The sequence below is a fragment of the Sphingomonas ginsenosidivorax genome (assembly GCF_007995065.1).
GTDB classification, from domain to species: Bacteria; Pseudomonadota; Alphaproteobacteria; order Sphingomonadales; family Sphingomonadaceae; genus Sphingomonas; species Sphingomonas ginsenosidivorax.
Map to the genome: position 1 here is coordinate 477819 of NZ_VOQR01000001.1, position 17978 is coordinate 495796.

At 59.3% G+C, this 17978-nt stretch carries 17 protein-coding genes; 10 read left to right on the top strand and 7 right to left on the bottom strand.

Annotated features, from left to right (window positions below; translation table 11 throughout):
• Positions 1-26 precede the first annotated feature (26 nt).
• The 4 genes from FSB78_RS19220 to FSB78_RS02115 form a co-directional block, all read right to left on the bottom strand.
• Complete coding sequence (locus FSB78_RS19220; protein WP_199743099.1) at positions 27-200, bottom strand: hypothetical protein; 174 nt, start codon at positions 198-200, stop codon at positions 27-29.
• Between the two features lie 120 nt (positions 201-320).
• The gene (locus tag FSB78_RS02105; RefSeq protein ID WP_147079567.1) at positions 321-1652 is read right to left on the bottom strand and encodes a hypothetical protein; all 1332 of its coding nucleotides are present in this window, start codon (positions 1650-1652) and stop codon (positions 321-323) included.
• Between the two features lie 65 nt (positions 1653-1717).
• A complete protein-coding gene (locus tag FSB78_RS02110; protein ID WP_147079569.1) occupies positions 1718-2869 on the bottom strand; it encodes a hypothetical protein in 1152 nt (383 codons plus the stop codon).
• A gap of 175 nt (positions 2870-3044) precedes the next feature.
• A complete protein-coding gene (locus FSB78_RS02115; protein WP_147079571.1) occupies positions 3045-3842 on the bottom strand; it encodes an acyltransferase in 798 nt (265 codons plus the stop codon).
• Between the two features lie 677 nt (positions 3843-4519).
• Between FSB78_RS02115 and FSB78_RS02120 the strand changes: the two genes are divergently transcribed.
• From FSB78_RS02120 to FSB78_RS19035, 4 genes are all read left to right on the top strand, one after another.
• Complete coding sequence (locus tag FSB78_RS02120) at positions 4520-5632, top strand: glycosyltransferase (RefSeq protein WP_158637951.1); 1113 nt, start codon at positions 4520-4522, stop codon at positions 5630-5632.
• A gap of 7 nt (positions 5633-5639) precedes the next feature.
• A complete protein-coding gene (locus FSB78_RS02125) occupies positions 5640-6053 on the top strand; it encodes a hypothetical protein (protein ID WP_147079575.1) in 414 nt (137 codons plus the stop codon).
• 73 nt (positions 6054-6126) lie between these two features.
• Complete coding sequence (locus FSB78_RS02130) at positions 6127-8868, top strand: glycoside hydrolase family 99-like domain-containing protein (protein WP_158637952.1); 2742 nt, start codon at positions 6127-6129, stop codon at positions 8866-8868.
• Positions 8869-8938: 70 nt separating this feature from the next.
• Positions 8939-9085, top strand: coding sequence for a hypothetical protein (locus FSB78_RS19035; protein ID WP_158637953.1), 147 nt, complete (start codon positions 8939-8941; stop codon positions 9083-9085).
• Between the two features lie 263 nt (positions 9086-9348).
• Here the strand turns inward: FSB78_RS19035 and FSB78_RS02135 are convergent, their stop codons facing one another.
• Genes FSB78_RS02135 through FSB78_RS02145 form a run of 3 tightly spaced genes read right to left on the bottom strand, consistent with a single transcriptional unit; the run spans position 9349 to position 11950 of the window.
• The gene (locus tag FSB78_RS02135) at positions 9349-9990 is read right to left on the bottom strand and encodes an ABC transporter ATP-binding protein (protein ID WP_147079579.1); all 642 of its coding nucleotides are present in this window, start codon (positions 9988-9990) and stop codon (positions 9349-9351) included.
• Complete coding sequence (locus FSB78_RS02140) at positions 9987-10784, bottom strand: ABC transporter permease (protein ID WP_147079581.1); 798 nt, start codon at positions 10782-10784, stop codon at positions 9987-9989. The genes FSB78_RS02135 and FSB78_RS02140 overlap by 4 nt, the downstream gene beginning before the upstream one ends.
• The gene (locus FSB78_RS02145) at positions 10784-11950 is read right to left on the bottom strand and encodes a KpsE/RkpR family capsule polysaccharide export protein (RefSeq protein ID WP_199743100.1); all 1167 of its coding nucleotides are present in this window, start codon (positions 11948-11950) and stop codon (positions 10784-10786) included. The genes FSB78_RS02140 and FSB78_RS02145 overlap by 1 nt, the downstream gene beginning before the upstream one ends.
• Before the next feature lie 208 nt (positions 11951-12158).
• Between FSB78_RS02145 and FSB78_RS02150 the strand changes: the two genes are divergently transcribed.
• The 6 genes from FSB78_RS02150 to FSB78_RS02175 all read left to right on the top strand — a co-directional run bounded on the left by FSB78_RS02150 (position 12159) and on the right by FSB78_RS02175 (position 17975).
• On the top strand, positions 12159-13307 hold the full coding sequence (locus FSB78_RS02150; RefSeq protein WP_147079583.1) for a polysaccharide biosynthesis/export family protein: 1149 nt from the start codon (positions 12159-12161) through the stop codon (positions 13305-13307).
• 37 nt (positions 13308-13344) lie between these two features.
• Positions 13345-13908: a dTDP-4-dehydrorhamnose 3,5-epimerase gene (gene rfbC / locus FSB78_RS02155; RefSeq protein WP_147079585.1), complete on the top strand. Its 564-nt coding sequence runs from the start codon at positions 13345-13347 to the stop codon at positions 13906-13908.
• A gap of 3 nt (positions 13909-13911) precedes the next feature.
• Complete coding sequence (gene rfbB / locus FSB78_RS02160) at positions 13912-14988, top strand: dTDP-glucose 4,6-dehydratase (RefSeq protein WP_147079587.1); 1077 nt, start codon at positions 13912-13914, stop codon at positions 14986-14988.
• On the top strand, positions 14985-15869 hold the full coding sequence (gene rfbD, locus FSB78_RS02165; RefSeq protein WP_147079589.1) for a dTDP-4-dehydrorhamnose reductase: 885 nt from the start codon (positions 14985-14987) through the stop codon (positions 15867-15869). Before rfbB ends, rfbD begins: the two co-directional genes overlap by 4 nt.
• Positions 15870-15890: 21 nt before the next feature.
• Positions 15891-16760: a glucose-1-phosphate thymidylyltransferase RfbA gene (gene rfbA, locus FSB78_RS02170; protein WP_147079591.1), complete on the top strand. Its 870-nt coding sequence runs from the start codon at positions 15891-15893 to the stop codon at positions 16758-16760.
• A gap of 384 nt (positions 16761-17144) precedes the next feature.
• Positions 17145-17975, top strand: a complete 831-nt coding sequence (locus tag FSB78_RS02175) for a phosphotransferase family protein (RefSeq protein WP_158637954.1) — start codon at positions 17145-17147, stop codon at positions 17973-17975.
• Positions 17976-17978: the final 3 nt, after the last annotated feature.

The following is a 17978-nucleotide window of genomic DNA, read 5'->3' on the forward strand; positions in this document are numbered from 1 at the left end:
AACGTGCCGTTCGGCTGCCTGTCGGATCAGTCGATAGGATTTTCGTCAGGCTCCGAATGTGCAGATGACATCTCGATTTCGCCGACGATCATCGTCCCGTCCGCCACGGTAAAACCGCTCTCCTCATCAATGATCCCGCCGGAAAACTTTCCAAGAAAGTTTTGAAACCTTTCGAGCGCGGCGCGGACGTCCTCTGGCATAAATATCTCCTTTTCGTGTTCATCCATTCATAGGAAGCATGCGCTCGGCCGGTCAATGACGGCGCGCGTTTGCGCGACAGCGCAGGACCGTTGCCGATCCGAGGCGTCCGAAATCGGACGTCACCGAACCGTCCAGTTCGTGCCATTGCAATAGCCAAGCACATGGTGTTTTCCGCCACCAGAAAGCGCCGCATTGAAGGTCGCGGCGCTAGCGTCGGTTACTGCTGTCAGCAGTCCTTCCTTTGCGGCGTCGCAGGCCGGAAGGGCGGAAACGGTTCCAGGCAACAGACGAACGCCCTCATCGAACCGCACATACCGTGCCCCTTTTAGGCGGCTGAAGGCGAGATCCCCGGTCGCCGGATCGAGATGGATCTGCTGTGCGTTTTTCACCCCGCCGTCCGTCAGCGCGATCCCCGTGCCGTCGTTCGCTTCGATCACCAGTGCGTCTTCGAAACCAGCACAGGCTTTGCCTGCCCAGGAATCCTTGCAGATGCGCGTCGCCCGGGGGAAAATCAGGTTGCCTGACGTGTCGGTTTGCATGGCGACCTTGTTCGCCGAAAGCGTGGCGAAGTCGTTGCCGAGGACGAGGATAGGCATCACCCCGGTATCTGGCGTCGGGAGCAGGAAGACGCCTTTTGAAAATGTCGACTTGGCGCCGTGCGCCATCACCCAGCCCCAGCCGTAGTTGCCTGACGAGTAAAGAACCAACTCGGCGGAGGCGTCGATCCTCATCACAGCGCCCCAGTCTTGCGAAATGGCCTTATTGCGGCCCCAGTAGACGCTCTCGGTCCCCTTGGCCGTACCCACGTTCGATATGACCAGCGCGTCTGCGTCGTCATTCGGGCTTTTGGTCCCACGTTCGGTCAGCGGCGCGATGGCGATGTTGATGCCGTAGAGGACGCCGGGGTTGGCAGCGGTTACCGATGCATCGTCGCTGACAAAGACATATTGGCCCGAGCACCCGTTGAATGCGGTAATCGCCGCCGCCTCCTGTCCGTGGCACCGGGTTGAGGAGAAGATGTTGGGTACGACGCCCGACGGAACGCCGGCGATCACGTTTTCTATATCGAGCGGGGAAGCCGAATGTTTGACGTGGCCCGATCCGAAGAGGCTGAGGGCGTGGACGTCCTGTCCCGCGGGTGCGGTAATCCGTTGCGGACGGGTAAACAGATTGTCGGCATTGGTAACCGCCAACGTCCTGTCCAAACCTCCGGAGCGCGCGTTGCTTGACTGGATCACTTTCGGGGCGTCCCTGTGTTGCGGTTGCACGGTGCGCGACAGATCGGTAGCGGGCGTAGCCCTTGCCGGTTCGACACTGCCGTCCTGATCGGCTTCTGAGGCCGATTGAAGACGCGAAGCCTTGGCTGCTCCCGGTGGCGATCGGATCAGGTCGCGCGCAGTGACAGGGGAGGCCAGCAGCGACGTGACAACAAGCGCCAGCAGTATATCCACGTTTTTCTCCTGCGGTCCGACGGCGTCCGATCGGAGCCTATCCACCTCGGTGACGCGCGAAGCCCTCAGGGCGTTCCCTGCTGTATCAGGTTGCCCCTGAGGATCACGTTCCCGGTACCGTCCTCGATCGACAGCATATGGCTACCGCCGACATCGTAATATAGCTTGGTGCCTGAGTGATACCAGCAGGCGTCGCGCCCGTTCAGACAGATCTTTGAGCCATCGGCGGTGGTCATCGCCGCGCCAGAAAATCGGATGGCGGTGAAGTCGATGCCGTTCAGGGCCGTGTAGGACGGACCATTTGACATCGCGCTAGCGTGCGAGCCGATCAGCGTAGACGATATGTTGAACGGCCATATGCCATTGCGCATTCCGAACGAGATGCCCTGAGACCAGCCTGTGGTCGCTCCCGCCTGATTGGCGATGCCGAGCGCAATGTCGTTCCCCGTGCCGGCGACCCTGTCCTTCGCTGTCTGCACGATCTGAACACCGACCTTGTCCAGAACGGATGCGCCGGATTGAACCTCGACGTCAATTTCGCGGCCGGTAATCGAGTTCCAATATGTAGATCCAGTCCGGAGCTCGGTGATATCGTTGCCACCGAACAGGTTGCCGCTTGGATGGCGCGCCGTGCCGCTATCGTTGACCTTAGCGAATGCGCTCGAGGCTTGTGCGACATAATAATAGTCGTCGGTGTAGCGGTTTCCAGTCTTGCCCTCGACCGAGATGACCGCGGTATCGGCGACACGATTGCCGCGAGCATCGGCGCCGTCCACGCGCATACCGGTGTAGAGATTGGACAGGCCCCTCGCACTTGAAGCGTCGAGGTTGTCCGAGTTCATGATGAACCTGTTGGCCGCCTGGATCTCCTGGCTGAGTACGGTGCCGTGATACCCGTCGGTAGTGCTGCTGACCGTCGGCACCACACTGCCCTCGGCGGGTGGCAGCGACGGTACACGAACTTCGACGCGTCCAGCTGGAATTTTGGCGGGAGACCCCATCGCGGTGTTAAGGGCAATCCGCGCTACTTTCGTTTTTTGAGTGACGCGCCGTTGGCTCTCCGGATCGAAGCCGTTTGCCTGCTGTGCCTTGCCGGACGGAGGCAATGCAGTCGCCGCTGAAACTGGCGCATCGCTCGAGAAGGACTGAGGCTGATCAGGCTTGGTCGACGATGAGTCCGGCAGAGCATGGGCGATACCCGGACCAGTGACTGCCATCGACGAGGCCGACCAAAGCGTGATTATTATGCCAAGGCCGTGAAGGCGTATATGGCAGACTGATGACATTTGCAACATAGACTCCGTTGTTTGGGAAATGGATCATCAATCTCGATGGCGGCGCTTGCTATACCTTATGTAGTGGTCCCATTCGATCATCGAAGATTTTCTTTGATCAAGATGCTGTCGCTGAGAGTTCTTCGAGAACTGCGCGCTCGGCTTCGGAGACAAGCCCGTTAAGCCGACCCCAGGACATATTTTCCTTTAATACCCTAGCCGGAGTGCCGGCAGCTATGCATTTCGGGGGGATCGGTTTCTTAAGAAAGGATCTGGCGCCGATGATGGTGCCAAATCCAATATGTTGGTCGCCGACGGCGAGGACGTCCTGTCCAAGCCAAACATGACGTTCAATAAGGATATCACCCTGCGCGGAGTTGACTATCCTACCAGTTTTCAGGTCAACTACGCTGTGCATGTCATGGTTGCGCAGCCAAACGCCCGAAGATATCAATGCATCCTCTCCAACAACGCACACTGTATCTTCGCCCTCCATTTCTATCGAAAGACCTACGGCGGTGCTCTTCTTTCCTAGGTAGAAGTTTTGTCTATGACTTCTCATATTCAGTATGTGAAGGGCGACATAATCCTTCCCCGCATCCTCAAATACGCAGTGTGCCTGCTCGCCGTGCATATTTATTGAGGCAAAAAGCTGGCCTCGGCTCTCGCGATTATCGAAATACAGCATCGTATCATCAAATATCGAATTGACATCGACGTTTCCGACATATTTCATCGCATCGGTAACAAATATTATCGGTGTCGTGCTACCCGGGCGAACATTGATACCAATATTCGCGGCAGCATCCACGTCAATCGCAACTAAATTACCTATTGTATCTTCAAGGTCTTCCGGGATTATTGTAGAGAACCGCGAAGACCGGATAATTTCTTTGAGTCGGGGGTGAAGTGTCATATCATATCCACTGAACGGAACCTGATTTCCTGCGCGGTCGCGCCGCGATGGAAGGCGATTGCCTCTGGGGCGCTGTATGGGCGGCTTGTCCGGCAAGTTTTAGCCAAATCGTCTGGCATGATAAATCTGTCATGGCCAGCGTCGTCTGGATTTGGCTCAATCGATCGCGGCCGCGCCAGGCCTGTGTCTCCCCAGCGCTTATTGGGGTGGTGGTGGGGGCGCTCAGGGTGGCGCGTGCGATTTTCGCCCCCGCTAGAGAGGGGGGGGGGGGGGGGGGGGGGGGGGGCTCACTGTCGGCCAGCGTCGAGAGCGGCGTGGCTGATAGCGTGTGCGTGCGCTACCCCGCACAGTGCCGATCAGCACGCAGGGGCACTTGCACCTCACGAAAGAACCTATAATAGCCGGTGCGCGGGATCGCCGGTCGAGCGGGAAATAACAGGCTGCGGTCCAGCACGACATTATGTCAAGCTGGGCATAAAGTGTTCGTATCGCGGTTCAGCAGTATTGCGGCAGAGTAATATATTACGTCGGATTTCACGGTGCAAATGTTCATATGTGCTGCCCAATTGCAGTGTACACTACTGCCTAGTCAGCGCTCTATTTCCAGAATTTTCGGCTACTGATGGTTTTATGGTAATTTTTAGGCATGCATGTCATGTCTATTTGTCGGAGGTTTCGTGAGCGCGGAAAAGAAGATTTCGGTGATAGGGCACCCCTTCGTTCCAATCGGGATGGGGGAGCAAATGCGCTCCTTCGTTCGTGCTGCAGAATGCGTGCAGATCGATTGCGAGATTGTTGATGTCTATCAATGGGCACCTCGCACCGATCCGGCGCATTTGGACCTCGTAGGGGGTCGCGAGTCGTCAATTCCTACGCAAAAAATCTGCATCTATCACCTGAACGGCGATGAGGTCGAGCCGTGCCTCGCAGCGCTTGAAGCGCGCGGGTTCAATTTCGCCGATCACATCAACATTGTGATGCCCGCATGGGAGTTGCCGATCTATCCCGAGGTTTGGGCGGAGAAGCTTCGGCGGTTCGATGCATGCTGGGCGATCTCGGAGTTCGTCAATGCCTCGTTAAGCGATGCCGGGTTGCCGAGCACGTTCGTGGGACAGGCGGCAGAAATTGAGAAGCGCAGCTTCCTGCCGCGTCGGCATTTCGGCATCCGTGAGTCCGCCTTCGCCATTCTGCATTTCTTCGACACCAGCTCCTATATCGCCCGGAAGAACCCTGCAGCCGCGATCGATGCGTTTCGTCAATTGCGCGAAAGGCGGCCGTTCGACGACCTGCAGCTGATCCTGAAGGTCAAGGGCGACATGGCGACACCGGACTTCGTCCAAAGCGTGGCCGTGCAGTCGAACGACGTTGTCATTATCGACGAACAGCTGACCACCTTCCGCGTGCAAAGTCTGATCCGCTGCGCGGATGTGTTCCTGTCGCTTCACCGTTCCGAGGGGTATGGCCGTGGGCTTGCGGAGGCAATGTCGCTTGGCGGTCTGGCGGTCGGTACCGGCTGGTCTGGCAACCTGGACTTCATGAACTCCGGCAATTCTCTGCTGATCGATTACAATCTGGTTCCGGTTAAGGACGATGAATACCCGTTCGGAAAGGGAAATCGGTGGGCCGAAGCCGACCCGTCGGACGCGGCCGTCAAGCTGCAGAGAATAACCGATTCCCCGGCGGAGTTCAGGCAGCTGGCAGCGCGTGGCGCGCGCGATCTGTTCGCGCACAGCGGCTACCGGGCGGTAGGCCTTCGCATTCTTCAGGCGCTCGAAGGAGTAGGGGCGTGATTTACTGATGACCGAGCATGACAATAGCATACCGTCCGAACAGTTCGCGCTGCCACCGCACAGCGTCACCGCAGGGACCATCTATCCTGATGGTTGGTGCGTTCCCTATCTCGGCATTGATTTTCCCGACCTTCGCGGCCTGGTGCGGATCGATGTGGAGTTCTGGAACCCGCCGATGAGCGACGTCGATCCGAACGATGTCGTAATACGGGCCAATCACCGTGGGATTGGTGCGTTTCGCGATCTATCCCCTGAACAGATCGAGTCTGTCCAGCACGAGATGATCGTGGGGGAGGGCGGGCTGTTCTTGTCGATCCGCTCTGCAGGGCGTCGCCTTCCATCCGCGACCGACATCCGGCCGCTGGCGTTGATCATCCGGCGACTGTCGGTCGAGCAAATATCAGAACAGGCGTCCCGGTGATCTTCGCAAGGGCTTTGCTCTAGATAAACCCGAAATTGCCAGTAAACTTGCCGTTGGGCAGAGAGATACTATGATGATCGAAGCATTGCACGGGGCGAGCTGCCTGCTCAGTATGGGCGTAGTGAACCGCGAATTTCTTGCGAGCATCTCCGGCGGCAAGGTTCTATACCCGGACGAATTTCTTGACATCTTCCATTCGCTGACCAAGTTCGAACAAATGGTCGTACTGCCGATTTTTGATGCCGACTATTATCGAGGCCAGTGTGACATCGGGGGCACGCGGCCCCTGGATCATTTCCTTGGCTTCGGGATCATGGCGTGGATCAATCCCCACCCGCTGATCGATATGCGCTACATCCGCAGTGCGCGGCGTGACTTGTTTCAGCCCGCCCCCTCGATAGAGGAACTGCTGAACGTCATAACCGGCAACACCGTCGCGCCGTCACCCTTCTTTTCCTTCGAGGATTACCAGGCGACCGTGCCGGGGGCTGAGATTTACGGGTCGCTTCTGGTCCACTTCTTGAATGTCGGGGCGGAGCACGACGTTTCGCCGCTGGCCTTGTTCGACCCGGTTTACTATCGCGCAGCGCGTGCGAATGTCCCGCTCAATGGTCGGGACGCGCTGCTCCATTTCATCCGTGTTGGCGATCACGAGCGAATTTCGCCCAGCGTCGGCTTCGATTCGTTGGCGTACGAGGCGCGGTATGATGATGTCATGCGGACGGATTTGCCCCCGTTGCAGCATTACCTTCGCATCGGCCAGTTCGAGGCGCGCAAAGTCATCCGTCACGCCAAGTTCGGCCGAGGCGGCCTGTACGCACGACCGACGCAGGACTGGACGTTCACACCCGATGCCGAGAAATGGCAAAGCGATACCGAGCGGCTTCGCCGCAAGTTGGTTGAGTCGGCAACCGCACAGCGCGAGCAGGTCCGCATCGTCCCTGTCGGCGTAGACCTGCCGGACACGTCTCATTCGATCGAGTTCCCGGTCCACGACAAGCCTCTGATCGACGTTATCATTCCTTATTACAACGAGACGCTGATCACGTGGCAGTGCCTGGCGGCGCTGCATCTCGCGATGGGCGATCTGCCCATCCGCCCGATATTGGTCGATGATGGCTCTACCGAGGACGGAACTGTTCTCAGGTCGGTGCTTGGCGTTACAATTATCCGCAACGAACAGAATCTTCACTATCTCGCATCCTGCAACAAAGCGTTCGCATATTCGGACGCGCCGTACGTGCTGCTTTTGAACAACGACGCGCTGTTGCAGCAGGGCGGCCTGGAAGCGTTGCTGGCAGAACTGCGTGCCGATCGCGATATCGCGGCGGCGGGACCGAAGATCGTCTATCCTTCAGGCCATCTCCAGGAAGCCGGCTGCGCACTGATGCCGGACGCGAGCACGGTGATGGTGGGCCTGACGAATAGTCCGGACGCTCCCTGCTACAATTATGCGCGGGATGTCGCGCATATCTCGGCCGCCTGTCTGCTTCTTCGGCGAGACGCGATCGAAGGCAGCCTTTACGACGAACGGTTCCGGCCCGCCTATTGCGAGGATGCGGACCTCTCGCTGCGGCTGCGGTTCAGTGGCAAGCGGATCCGCTACGTTCCGGAAGCCGTGTGCGTGCATGCCCTGTCCGTCTCGACAGGTAAGCATAGCAAGAAGGGGCGGATTAGGCAGGTCGTCATCAACCAGCAGAAGCTTCTCGAGAAATGGGGCGATCAGTTGGAGCAGGATGGACAGATTTCTACCTTTGCCTTCTATCTGCCGCAGTTCCATCCGACCGAGGAAAACAATTTGTGGTGGGGCAAAGGCTTCACCGAATGGACGAACGTGGCCAAGGCCCTGCCGTCCTTCGAAGGCCACTATCAGCCGCACCTCCCATCCGATCACGGATATTACGACCTGCGCTACAGCGAGGTCATGAGCCAGCAATACAGCCTTGCCCAGCGGTATGGCCTGAGCGGGTTCATCATGTACTATTATAATTTCGGTGCGCGCCGGGTACTCGACCGACCGATGCAGAACCTGATGAACGACCCGAATCTGAACTTTCGGTTCGCGCTGTGCTGGGCCAACGAGAACTGGACCCGACACTGGGACGGCGGAGAGAAGGCGATCCTGCTCGAGCAGCGTTATGACGACCGGACACTTGCGTCGGTCTGTGAAGACGCGGTCAAGGCTGCGAAGGATCCGCGCGCTATCACCGTCAATGGACGGCCCATGTTTCTGGTCTATCGGCCGCTCCTGATACCTGAGCCGCACCGGTTTACGGACATGATCCGCGAAGCCTTCGTCAAGGCGGGCTTCAAAAATCCCTATCTGCTATACGTCGAAAGCATGGAGGCTATCAATCGCAAGGTCAGCCCGCAGGACATCGGCTTCGACGCCTGCGTTGAGTTTCCGCCGCAGGGCATTGCCGCTCCGTATACGGAGGAGCTGTCGATACTGAAGGCTGGCTGGAAGGGCCATGTCTACGATTACGAGGAGTCCGTCCTTCTGGCGTGCAAAACCAGCACGGCGCCATACAAGCGAATGCCGGCGGTGTTTCCGAGCTGGGACAATACGGCGCGCCAGCCGCTGCAGGGTACCACCTTCATCGGGCAGACGCCGGCAGCCTTTTCGGAATATGTGCGTAAGAAGGCCGAATTCGCCTACGAAATGCTCGTCGGCGAGGAAAAGATGATCTTCGTCAACGCTTGGAACGAATGGGCAGAAGGGGCGCATTTGGAGCCCGATGTTGCTTACGGCCATTCTTGGTTGCAGGCGCTTCAGGACGGGCTCGCGTCGGCCCGGACCGGTCATGGCCGATAAGCCTGACCGGATGTAGACAGTGCTACGCGCCGTCCTCCAAGCAGATCGGGCAGGAGGACGCCGCCCGTGCGTGGACGACCTGTCGATCGATGACCGGTCCGATCTCAAAGAGATCGATGTCAAGCGCATGAAGCGCTACGTTCTGGAGCGTTCTCTGGGCATGACCACGCGTGATCGTCCCGTCATATTTTTACAGATGCTGGATATGCACGGATAACGTGCGTCCCGACGTACTGCGTCGCGTCTGGAGTATGATCTGAAGTGGGTAGCGATCCCGGCCGCAACTTTCACGATTAAGGCAGCGGTCCGGAAAATATCTGGTTATGGGCGAGGTGAGCATGGCTGCCCTCGCCGATACGAAGCGAGCCAAGCGCTTCTGACGTCCATGGCGTCATCGTTAAGGAAAACAGCTACAGCGGCTAGCTTCATGCGGTAAGCGTTCGGGCGCACGGCGCGACGCACCATCGCGTCGCGCCCCGCTCACATATTGGAGTAGGTTTCAACCGCCAGGTCGAGATCATCGTACATGACAGCAACGCCGTTTTGGATCACGACCGCCTTGTTGCAGAACTGCTTGATGAAATCGGTGCTATGGGACGCAACGATCATCGTGCGATCGGCACGTTTGTCGAACAGTTCTGTATGGCATTTGCGCTGAAAGTTCTGATCGCCAACCAAGATGATCTCGTCGATCAGATAGCAGTCGAACTCGATCGCGATCGACAGCGCAAACGCTAGGCGCGCCCGCATACCGGAGGAATAGGTTTTCAACGGCATCCGCAACTGACCGCCCAGCTCGGTGAAATCCTCTACGAACCGTCTGACATAGTCGTATTCACGCTGATAGATGCGCGCGATGAACCGCGTGTTGTCATAGCCCGTCAAGCTGCCTTGGAAACCGCCCGCAAAACCCAATGGCCAGGATACCGACATATCGCGGATCACTTTTCCAGAGGTCGGGAACTCGACCCCGCCGATCAGTTTGATCAGGGTACTCTTGCCCGCCCCGTTCCTTCCGAGAACGGCAACCCGATCGCCACGGTCGACGACGAGATTGACGTCCTTGAGAACCTGCTTGCGTCCGTGGGCGTAAGACTTGGTAACATTGCGACAAGTGATCATTCGACGCTAATCCGGCGGCGGATGCGGCGGCACAGCACGAGGCCGATCAGTGCAGCGACCGCGGAACACCCGATTGGGTTCCAGATATTGTAATAGGCGGTGATCTGGTCGCCCCATATCCCTTTCCGCATCATTTCCATTCCGTTTACGAACGGGGACAGGAGCAGATAATCGCGAACGCCCGGCTTCATCCAAGATACCAGATAGAGCAGGCCGGAGAACGGGATCATGATATACGTCGTAACCGGAACGAACTTTTCCATGGCTTCGGACATTTCCGATAGCGGCGCGATGATGAGGCAAAGCGAGAAGCAGAAGAGCGCGTATACAAACCAGCCCGCAATCCACAGTCCGATATCGGACGGAATTGGAAACGCGCCGAACGCGATCAACACTACGGCCATAAACAGATACGCCATCATCCCGCCCAGCACTTCGATGACGAACCTGGCGAGGATGAAATCAACGATCTTGATCTGGCGGTGATAAAGCAAGCTTTGGTTGACCGTGAACACGGAGATGCAACGCGAAACGCTGTGTCGAAACAGGGTTATCGGAATATAGCCCGTTGCCACGAACGCGATGACGTTGATCCCGTGCTCCGTAGGGCCGTGGGAGAAATACCATAGCATACCGACCAAGCCGCCGAACAAGAGCGGCTCAGCCATGATCCACAAAAAACCGATATTCTCGCGCCCGAAACGGGTAATCAACTCACGGATCAACAGAGCGTGGATGACACGTATCTGTACCGACCAGCCTTCCCGGAGCTTGTCGAAGCTAGCTGAGCGCATCAATCATTGTCCGGAGCATGCTCGAGGACGCCGACCATGAACATCCAAGCGATGAAATAGAGGCATAGCGCCGCACCGGCAACCGTGATGATGTTGATCAGTCGCTTGGGAAGGAGTGGCTGATCCGGAATATTGGGGTCCACGACCCGCTCGAGATAGTATTGCTGGCGCTGTGCGTCGGCACGCGCCTGAACGAGCGCGGCGTTCGCGGCCGTTGTGCTTTGCGACGCAAACTCCTGCTCGACGAGCAGGCTTTCATATCCGCCCATTTTCGAGGCTATGCCGCTGCCGCTGCCAACCACACGGCTGTCCTGCGAGGCGATCTGGACCGTCAGGGCGCGGGCCCGGCTGCGCAGGGCTGGGATCGACGGGTTACGCGGGGCGACGCTTTGCATCAGCTCTATCTGCGCCAGGAGCGCGGCGCGTTGTGCGATCAGCGAATTCGAGATCTCCAATACGCCTACGGCCTGCTTAGCGGGATCGATCACCGACTGCGCGTTGCGATACTGCCCCAACGCCACACGCGCTGCCCTCGCCCTGTTTGTAGCAAGCTCGACCTGCTTCTGGGCCTCGGCGATGGCTTTGGCCTGTGCGCGGGCATTGAGCCGGTTGACCAGCCCCTCGCTCAGATCAAGTAGGCGCTTGTTGATGATGTAGCTGTCGAAGGGCTTGAACGCATGCACTTTGATAATCGCAGTGCCATCGTCGGAATCAAAGCGTGCATCGACCATGTCACTATAATATTTGAACAGGCTTTCGAAGCTCGAGGATGAAAAGGGGCGCGGGAAGCGCGAAAACACGTCTGCCTCCGGTACCGAAAACCTGCTGCTTACGCCCGGATTCTTCTCCAGCGACCGCAGAGCATCGCGCGACCGTACGAAAGTCAGGACTTCGTTCGTCTGTTCCTGTCCGCCTGATATGCCGGTCGTTTGCACCAGATTAGCGAGCGTCGACATCTGCGACCGCTTCTGATCCGCGCTCTTGATAACGAAGCGCGATTCGGAAATGTACACGTCCGATGCGATTAGGCCATAATAGACGACCGCCAGGAACGTCGGCAGCATGACAATCAGAATGAACAGGCGTCGCTTCTTTATGCGCTCCCACAAGGCGGATCGCCGAATTGGCGCTTCATCGTCGACAGAGCCCGAGAGAGTGGCGTTCATAAATTTTGCTTGGCCTGCAGCGTGTACATGAGCGTTAGCCGCTAGGCCAACGCGCGTCGTTGCGCAAGGTCGTGTGGCCTCAGGTCACCCGGTCGCACCAGTCGATCGGGGGAAAGCGGCGCGTGTATGAAGGAAGGATTGCTCATTTCCGAACGCCGATGCTAAGCGACCATCATCAGTGCCGCTTAATGTTTCGAGATCAGGAATGATGAACGCTAAAAAGTCAATTTTTCTGCCAGTTCTCGTGGCATTGGCAGGCTGCGCGACCCTTCCGTCGAGCGGCCCGACCGGCAAGCAGGTCGAGAAATCCGCGATCGAACCCGAGGATGGGACGGCGCCGATCCAGGTCGTGCACGTCAACACGGTCGCCGACCTGCCGGGCGCCGGCGCGAATCTCGCCCCTGCCGCGGTGCTGACCGAACTCGCGCCCCCGCCGACGGATCTGGTCGGTCCTGGCGACGTTCTCGACATCAGTATCTATGAAGCGGGAGTCGCACTCTTTTCCGCTGCCAGCGGCGGTTCAGCGGGGGCTCAGGCCGCGGCGGCGCCCGGCGTGCAGGTCCAGAAGCTGCCGCCAACCCGGGTCGACGACCAAGGTGACATCACCATCCCTTACGCGGGGCAGCAGCATGTCGCCGGTCTCACCCTGCGTGGCGTGGAGGCGAAGATCCTCCGTTCGTTGCGGAAGCTGTCGCAGATGCCGCAGGTTCTGGTCACGATGAGCCAGGCGATCACGAATTCGGTCATCGTAAGCGGTGAAGTGGCACGGCCGGGCCGGCTGGTCCTGCAGACCAATCGCGAAAGTCTCTCGGACGTGGTGGCGCTTGCGGGCGGTTATCGCGGCATTGCGCGCGATCTTACCTTGCGGGTAACGCGCAAGGGCAAGAGCGTCGATCTGCGTGTGAACGATCTGGCCGACGATCCCGCGCTGGACGTGCGTGCCTATCCTGGCGATCGGCTGACGCTACTCAGCAACCCGCGGACCTACTCGGTTCTGGGCGCGTCCGGGCGCGTCGAACAGGCGGTGTTCAATCGGTCGACGGTGTCGCTGGCGGAGGCCATCGCCGCGGCGGGGGGCGCCAATCCGGCAACCGGCGATCCGGCCGCGATCTTCATCTTCCGCTACGTTCGTGGGTCCGACGGCGTTGAAGCTCCGGTCGTCTATCACTTGGACATGATGAAGACAGGGGCGTATTTCCTGTCGCAGCGGTTTCCCATCCAGGACAAGGATGTACTGTACTTCGGCAACGCGGCGGCCAATCAGCCCAGCAAGCTGGTCCAGCTGATCAGCCAGCTATTCTCGCCAATTCTGACGGTCACTAGCGCGGTTCAGACGGTTCAGAACAGCAACCGGTAATTGCCGGCGGACGTTGCGATATTTTCTGCGAGGTACCATGGAAGTCCAGACATTCGACATTTCCGACGTCGTCCTCCTGACGCCGCGACACATCGGCGATGAACGCGGCTATTTCGCCGAGACGTTTCGCGCTGACCTGTTCGCGCAAAAGGTCGGTCATCATGCGTTCGTGCAGGATAACGAGTCGCGTAGCGCCAGGTCCGGCACGATCCGTGGCCTGCATTTCCAGAGTGATCCCCATGCCCAGGGCAAGTTGGTGCGCTGCACCGCGGGCGCGCTGTTCGACGTGGCCGTGGATATTCGTCAGGGCTCGCCGACCTATGGCAAATGGGTCGGCGAAACCCTGACCCCGGACAACGGCAAGCAATTGTGGGTTCCTCCCGGCTTCGCCCACGGTTTTTGCTCGCTCGAGCCCGACACTGTCATATCTTACAAGGTAACGGGATATTACAGTAGCGAATGCGACAAGGGGCTGGCTTGGGACGATCCCGCGATCGGCATTGCTTGGCCGGCCGTCGCCGACCCCGACACTCTTTCGGCGAAGGACCGCAAGCAGCCGCGTCTGTCCGAACTTCCTGCCTATTTCTCCTGGAGCAAATAACCCATGCGTGTGATCGTCACCGGCGGCGCCGGCTTCATCGGCTCGGCCTTGGTCCGCTATCTGGTGCTGGAAAAGGGCTACGAGGTCCTGACCATCGATGCGCTGACCTATGCCGGGTGCGAGGCATCGTTGAAGGCGGTTGAGGACAATGCCAATCATCGTTTTCTGAAGGCCAATATCTGCGATCGCGCCGCGATGGACGAGGCGATTGTCGGCTTTGCGCCCGATCGCATCATGCATCTGGCTGCCGAAAGCCACGTCGATCGCTCGATCACCGGCGCGGCGGATTTCATCCAGACCAACGTCGTTGGCAGCTTTACCCTGCTGGAGGCGGCACGCGCCTACTGGAACACGCTCGATGGCGACGCCAAGGCTGCCTTCCGCTTTCTCCATGTCTCCACCGACGAAGTCTACGGCTCGCTCGGCGACGAGGGTTTGTTCGAAGAAACGACGCCCTACGATCCCAGTTCGCCCTATTCGGCCTCCAAAGCGGCGTCGGACCATCTGGCGAAAGCCTGGCAGCGGACCTATGGTCTGCCGGTCGTGGTATCGAACTGTTCGAACAATTACGGCCCCTATCATTTCCCCGAGAAACTGATCCCGCTCGCGATCCTCAATGCCCTCGAGGGACGCAAGTTGCCGGTCTATGGCACGGGTGAGAATATTCGCGACTGGCTCTACGTCGACGATCATGCCCGTGCGCTCGACATTATTATCGAGCGCGGCGTTCCTGGCGAGACGTACAATGTCGGTGGCCGCAACGAACGCAAGAACATCGACGTCGTACTGCGGATATGCGCAGTGCTCGACGAACTGGTGCCGATCGAGGCGCCGCGCGTCGATTTGATCGAATATGTCACCGATCGTCCCGGGCATGATGCACGCTACGCGATCGACGCGACCAGGCTGGAAACGGAGCTGGGCTGGCGTGCGCAGGAGAATTTCGACAGCGGCATCGAAAAGACGGTGCGCTGGTATCTGGACAATTCGTGGTGGTGGCAGCCGCTTCGCGACGAGTATGACGGACAGCGGCTCGGACTGGCGGATGCCGCTCCCACTGCGGAGGCCGTAAAGGCATGAGGATCGCCGTCACGGGCCAGGCTGGCCAGGTCGTCACCAGCCTGGTCGAGCGCGGCGCGATTGCGGGGCACGACGTCATAACGGTCGGTCGTCCGCAGCTGGATCTGGCCGATCCGGAATCGGTCGCTCGTGCGCTCGCCGCGGCAGCTCCTGATGCGATAGTCTCCGCGGCTGCCTACACCGCTGTTGATCGCGCCGAGACGGAAAGCGCTCTTGCGTACGCGGTCAATGGCGCGGGCGCAGGCGCAGTTGCGCAGGCGGCAAAGGCGCTGGGTGTGCCGCTCATCCATGTTTCGACGGACTATGTGTTCGACGGCAAGCTGGACCGCCCATATCGGGAAACCGACCAGACCGGACCAACCGGTGTGTATGGCGCCTCAAAGCTGGCGGGCGAGCAGGCAGTGCTCTCGACCTATGGCGAGAACAGCGCGGTGCTTCGCGTTGCATGGGTCTACAGCCCGTTCGGTGCGAACTTCGTCAAAACGATGTTGCGTCTGGCGGGTGACCGGGACGAAGTGTCGGTCGTCGCGGATCAGGTCGGCAACCCTACCAGCGCACTCGATATCGCCGACGGTATCCTGGCTGTCGTGGCCAATCTCGTGTCCCACAGCGATCCGGCCATGCGCGGGACATTTCATATGACCGCGCAGGGCGATGCCAGCTGGGCGGATTTCGCCGAAGCCATTTTTGCTGAATCCGGCGCAAGGAATGGGCCGTCGGCATCGGTGCGACCGATCGGCACCGCGGATTATCCGACGCCCGCGATGCGCCCCGCCAATTCGCGGCTTGATTGCGATCGGATTGCTGCAGTCCACGGCATTGCTCTCCCCGCGTGGCAGGGATCGCTCGCCACTACGGTTGCACGTCTTCGCGCTGCCTGATCTTACCTAAAGGAACGACCGATGAAGGGTATCATTCTCGCTGGCGGCAGTGGCACGCGTCTCTACCCCATGACGCTTTCGACGTCGAAGCAGCTCATGCCGGTCTATGACAAGCCGATGATCTATTATCCGCTCAGCACGCTGATGCTGGCGGGAATTCGCGAAGTGCTGATCATCTCGACTCCGCGGGATCTGCCGGCCTTCCGATCATTGCTGGGCGACGGATCCGCTTGGGGCATGACGATAGAATATGCCGAGCAGCCAAGCCCCGACGGTCTGGCGCAGGCCTATATCATCGGTGCCGATTTCGTTGATGGTCAGCCTTCTGCACTGATCCTCGGAGACAATATCTATCATGGGCATGGTCTCCCCGAAATCCTCGGCAGTGCATCGTCGCGCAGCGGCGGGGCGAGCGTGTTTGCCTATCACGTCAACGATCCCGAACGCTATGGCGTGGTCAGCTTCAACGAGGACATGAAGGCGATCACGATCGAGGAGAAGCCGGAGCAGCCCAAGTCCAACTGGGCGGTCACCGGCCTCTACTTCTACGACGCCCAAGTGGTAGACATCGCCGCCAACATGAAACCGTCTGCGCGCGGCGAGCTGGAGATCACCGACGTCAACCGCGTCTACCTGGAGCGGGGCGAACTGAACGTGGAGATCATGGGCCGGGGCTATGCCTGGCTCGACACCGGCACCCCGGACAGCCTGCTCGACGCGGCCGAGTTCGTTCGCGTCCTGGAAAAGCGCCAAGGCTTCAAGATCGCCAGCCCTGAAGAAATCGCCTTCCGCCAGGGGTTCATCGACGGTCCGCAGCTGGAGAAGGCGATCGTGAAGCTCGGCAAGTCGGATTATGGCCGGTATCTGCGGGGCGTGTTGGCCGAAAGCTGATGCTGCAGCTATCGAGCGTTCTTGTGTCGATCTGCATCGCATCTAGCAAAGGCAAGATCCTCGACCGCTTGTCTGGCGAGTAGCGGTCGAGGTTGGCGCGGTCGCGTTCCGGAGCGCTGAATGGCTCGTCCTGCCAAAGAATGAAAGTTCGGCGGCAAACGTCGGCACAGTCTATGGCCAGGGGGGGGCGTTGGTCGCAGGGTCTCCGGTACACTCAAGGCCTGTCCGGAGGCCAAGTCTCTGGTCTCGATCGGTATACGGCGCTTCGGTCGCGTTAACCGCTGCTCCAAGTCGCACACTTGGCCACCGGCGGTGGTAATCACATAGTGTTCGGTTCGATTTCGTAGGCTATTCCAAATGAGTATTGGAAAGCAGGATCCGCGTATGACTAACCCGATCCGGCTGATCGATCGCCCCCCCGAGGACCAGCACATCGGCCGCGGGCAAAGCGGAGAAGTATTTCGTCTCGATGATGAGAAGATCCTGAAGCTCTTTTTCTCGCATATCGAGTCGCACACGGTCGAACGTGAGTATCTGGCAACGTCGATGGCGGCTGAATTGGGTTTGCTGGTTGCCGAACCCTTCGAACACGTCCGCGTTGGGGGGCGCCACGGTCTGATCATGCGGTACCTCGAAGGGTTGGTTCTGTTGCGCAAGGTCGGTAAACGCCCCGTTGGCATGACCTTGGCGCTTGTCGCCTTGGCACGGTGGCAGACCCGATTGCACGGCCAGCCGGCGGGGGCGGGACTGCCAACGATGAAGGCAGTGCTGACGCATCAGGTCGCTGTGTCGGTTGCGGGGGAGGGGCCGATCGCAGCGGCCGCGCGGGTGCTCCGCGACGGGGCCGATGGCGATCGTCTCTGCCACGGCGATCTGCATTTCGGGAATATCATCGCGACCCCCGACGGTCTCGCCGCCATCGACTGGGCCAAAGCCTATGTCGGGGTGGCGGAGGCGGATGTCGCACGCAGCGAATTGCTCATCCGCTACGGCGGCTATGGCCGCTTCATGCGTCGCTATCCGCCGGCACGGATCCTGCGGCATATGTCCGCGGAATGGTATTTGTTCTGGTATTGCCTGCTATCGAGACGACGTCGGCGCGACATCATGCGGTGGCGGTTGCCGGTCGCAGTTGCCTGGATGCAGGGTCAGGACACGATGTTCGTCCCCGGCCTCACGCGAGCGATCGCACGCATGACGGCGCGCTACCGCTAGCCG

What these genes read in the sequence shown, in the direction of transcription:
- FSB78_RS19220 (WP_199743099.1), bottom strand. Translation starts at nt 200, where the DNA reads ATGCCAGAGGACGTCCGCGCCGCGCTCGAAAGGTTTCAAAACTTTCTT.
- FSB78_RS02110 (WP_147079569.1), bottom strand. Translation starts at nt 2,869, where the DNA reads ATGGCAGTCACTGGTCCGGGTATCGCCCATGCTCTGCCGGACTCATCG.
- FSB78_RS02115 (WP_147079571.1), bottom strand. Translation starts at nt 3,842, where the DNA reads ATGACACTTCACCCCCGACTCAAAGAAATTATCCGGTCTTCGCGGTTC.
- FSB78_RS02125 (WP_147079575.1), top strand. Translation starts at nt 5,640, where the DNA reads ATGACCGAGCATGACAATAGCATACCGTCCGAACAGTTCGCGCTGCCA.
- FSB78_RS02130 (WP_158637952.1), top strand. Translation starts at nt 6,127, where the DNA reads ATGATCGAAGCATTGCACGGGGCGAGCTGCCTGCTCAGTATGGGCGTA.
- FSB78_RS02135 (WP_147079579.1), bottom strand. Translation starts at nt 9,990, where the DNA reads ATGATCACTTGTCGCAATGTTACCAAGTCTTACGCCCACGGACGCAAG.
- FSB78_RS02140 (WP_147079581.1), bottom strand. Translation starts at nt 10,784, where the DNA reads ATGCGCTCAGCTAGCTTCGACAAGCTCCGGGAAGGCTGGTCGGTACAG.
- FSB78_RS02145 (WP_199743100.1), bottom strand. Translation starts at nt 11,950, where the DNA reads ATGAACGCCACTCTCTCGGGCTCTGTCGACGATGAAGCGCCAATTCGG.
- FSB78_RS02150 (WP_147079583.1), top strand. Translation starts at nt 12,159, where the DNA reads ATGAACGCTAAAAAGTCAATTTTTCTGCCAGTTCTCGTGGCATTGGCA.
- rfbC (WP_147079585.1), top strand. Translation starts at nt 13,345, where the DNA reads ATGGAAGTCCAGACATTCGACATTTCCGACGTCGTCCTCCTGACGCCG.
- rfbB (WP_147079587.1), top strand. Translation starts at nt 13,912, where the DNA reads ATGCGTGTGATCGTCACCGGCGGCGCCGGCTTCATCGGCTCGGCCTTG.
- rfbD (WP_147079589.1), top strand. Translation starts at nt 14,985, where the DNA reads ATGAGGATCGCCGTCACGGGCCAGGCTGGCCAGGTCGTCACCAGCCTG.
- rfbA (WP_147079591.1), top strand. Translation starts at nt 15,891, where the DNA reads ATGAAGGGTATCATTCTCGCTGGCGGCAGTGGCACGCGTCTCTACCCC.
- FSB78_RS02175 (WP_158637954.1), top strand. Translation starts at nt 17,145, where the DNA reads ATGACTAACCCGATCCGGCTGATCGATCGCCCCCCCGAGGACCAGCAC.